Origin of the sequence: Parasutterella muris (genome assembly GCF_943193095.1) — a bacterium.
In the GTDB taxonomy this organism is placed as follows: domain Bacteria; phylum Pseudomonadota; class Gammaproteobacteria; order Burkholderiales; family Burkholderiaceae_F; genus Parasutterella; species Parasutterella muris.
On record NZ_CALPCV010000059.1, the window covers coordinates 1 to 2,629 of the forward strand.

General features: G+C 43.5%; 2 protein-coding genes. Both read left to right on the plus strand.

Features of this window, described 5'->3' with window-relative positions; all coding sequences use genetic code 11:
* Window positions 1–156 precede the first annotated feature (156 nt).
* Window positions 157–1,746 carry an IS21 family transposase gene (gene istA, locus NFR90_RS11480; protein ID WP_251453135.1) on the plus strand — a complete coding sequence of 530 codons (1,590 nt, stop codon included), beginning with the start codon at window positions 157–159 and terminating at the stop codon, window positions 1,744–1,746.
* The gene (locus tag NFR90_RS11485; protein ID WP_251453136.1) at window positions 1,739–2,491 is read left to right on the plus strand and encodes an ATP-binding protein; all 753 of its coding nucleotides are present in this window, start codon (window positions 1,739–1,741) and stop codon (window positions 2,489–2,491) included. Before istA ends, NFR90_RS11485 begins: the two co-directional genes overlap by 8 nt.
* Window positions 2,492–2,629: the final 138 nt, after the last annotated feature.

The following is a 2,629-nucleotide window of genomic DNA, read 5'->3' on the forward strand; positions in this document are numbered from 1 at the left end:
TGGGAATTATCCTAATCGTGGACACGTAATCTTAAGCGTGGACACCTTAAAAAATTAACTTCGTAAGCTAAAAAATAATACGGCGGCATCCTAATCGTGGACACCTGATATTTTGTTTAGCTACCCTGAAAGCTCCTTAACATTAAAGGAGCTTTTATGCGACTACCTGTATCAATAATCCGTGCAATCCTTACCCTGCTTCAGCAGAAAAAATCTTGTCGATTTATCGCCTCCACTATTGGAATTTCAAAAAGCGTTGTTAATAAGCTAAACAAAAGAATTCATGCTAGTGGTCAAAGCGTTGATGAGCTGTGTGCTCTAAGCGATAAAGCTCTTCTTCTAAAGCTCTATCCTCGCAAAAAGGCACTTAAAAATCTCAATGATGTTGATTGGGCAAGTATTTGTCAGTGGCTGAACAACAAGCATGTGAATCTTCTTGTTGCTTACGAATCGCTTCTATCGCAGAAGCCATCATTTGACATTTCCTATCCGTATTTCTGCCGTAAGTATCGAGAATGGCGTAAAGAAAACAAAGGCGCTCCCGTCATCACAAATAACACTTACATTGCAGGGGAGAAGATGGAAATCGACTACTCCGGAGATCTTTTACCTTGGATTGATGAACTTGGAGAAATACACAAAGCCCACATATTTGTGGCATGTTTGCCATACAGCGGTTATTTATTTGCTTATGCCACAGCAGATGAGAAAGCCGCCAGTTGGGTTGAAGGCGTCATTGCAGCCTTTGATTTCTGCGGTGGCTGTCCGAAAGTTCTTGTTGTTGACAATGCGAAGGCCTTAGTTCGAACGGCGAGTAAAGAAGAAGGCACTGTAACAGCCATTGTTAAGGATCTATGTGATCATTACAACATTACTCCGTGGAGCTGTAAGCCCTACAGCCCTCAAGAAAAGAATCGAGTTGAAGCATCAGTAAGGCTTGTACAAACGTGGGTTCAAGGCCAGTTAGAGAGCGTTGGTCCCGTGTTTGCTAAGAACCTAATGTATCTCAACAAAAGAATCTTAGAAAAAGTTGTAGAACTAAACGCCAGACCACTATCTGCGGCCAAGCAAATCAGCAGAGAAAAACGTTTTTTAGAGGAGGAATTACCTCTGCTAAATCCGTTGCCCGAGACAAAGTATGAAGTTTGTGATTGGCTTATCCTCGTCGTGGACAAGTCTCACTGCATAAAGATCCATCGCGATAAAGGGCATCGTTATAGCGTTCCGGCCAGTTACGTGCATAAAAAAGTAAACGTAAGGCTCTCAGACGAAGAAGTCCGGATCTTTGATGCGGATACCCATAAAGAGATTGGCTGCCACCAACGTTGTTATGAAGAACGAGGCTGTAAGACTCACATACTTGAAGCACATTTGACAGAAAGTGAGAAGAATAGAAGGCGTGAGCCCCAATACTTTGTATCTCAGTTTGTTAAAAAGGGAGTTCAAGAAGCCGTTGCCAGAAACTATGTCGATGAACTCTGGACAAATTCGGGTGACTTTGTGAGCCGTCAACGGCTACACGCAGTCACCCGAAAACTTTTATATATGTACTGCCCCGAGATACTAACCGAAGCAATGGCAGAGGCAATCGAGTTCCGTCAGTTCTCCTACAAATTCCTGAAAGAGTTAGTTGAGTTGAAGGAACAACAGCGATTACGCCAAACCAACTTTAATTTTAGCGGTAATCCCTCTGAAGAGTACGACTACGTAACCCCAAGCCATAACAACGTGAGGAAATATGAATAACCCAATCGCTAATACCCAAGAAGAAATTAAACGACTCTGCAAAACACTCCGTCTTCCGGGCGTGGCGCAGGAAATCGATGAACTGCTGTCAAACCCAGAAAATCTAAACTTGTCTCAGCTGGAATGGATGGGCAGAGCTTTAAGAAGAGAAGATAGTGGCCGTAATACTAGGAGCTTAGACCGCAGATTAAAAAACGCTCAGCTAAGGCACAAAGATGCTCTAGTGTCCAAGATTGAATATAAACCGACCAGAGGGCTGGATAAGAAGGTTCTGAACTCTATGGCCACTTGTGATTGGATACGTGCATCTCAAAACTGTCTAATCGTTGGCAAAGCCGGCGTGGGCAAAACATGGATTGCTTCGGCTCTGGGTAACTCAGCTTGCTGCGCCGGAATGAACGTCAAGATGGTCCGGATGCCTCTGCTTTTAGATGAAATTAGAGCTACTGAGCTAACGCAGACTTCTATCCCCGAGTTTATAAACAGATATGCCAAGTTCAACTTGCTTATCTTGGATGACTGGGGGCTCGGAAAACTTGATCCAAGGTGCAAAGGACACTTGGTTGAACTAATTGAGGCTAGGTCAGGCAAGGCGAGCACGTTGGTCACGACGGTTCTTCCAGTTAATTGCTGGAGTGATTACATCGCCGATGCAACATTTGCAGATGCATTTATGGACCGCTTTCTGCAAAATGTAATAAGAATTGAGGTGAAAGGTCCGTCCATGAGAACAGGAGTTAAATAAGAAAAAACGCAGCGTGTCCACGATAAGGATTATGAGGAATTAACGACAATGAAAAATCAAGTTCGTCGCCGTAAATTTTTTTTAAAACTCAAGTGTCCACGATAAGGATTATGGTGTCCACGCTGCGGATAATTTCCA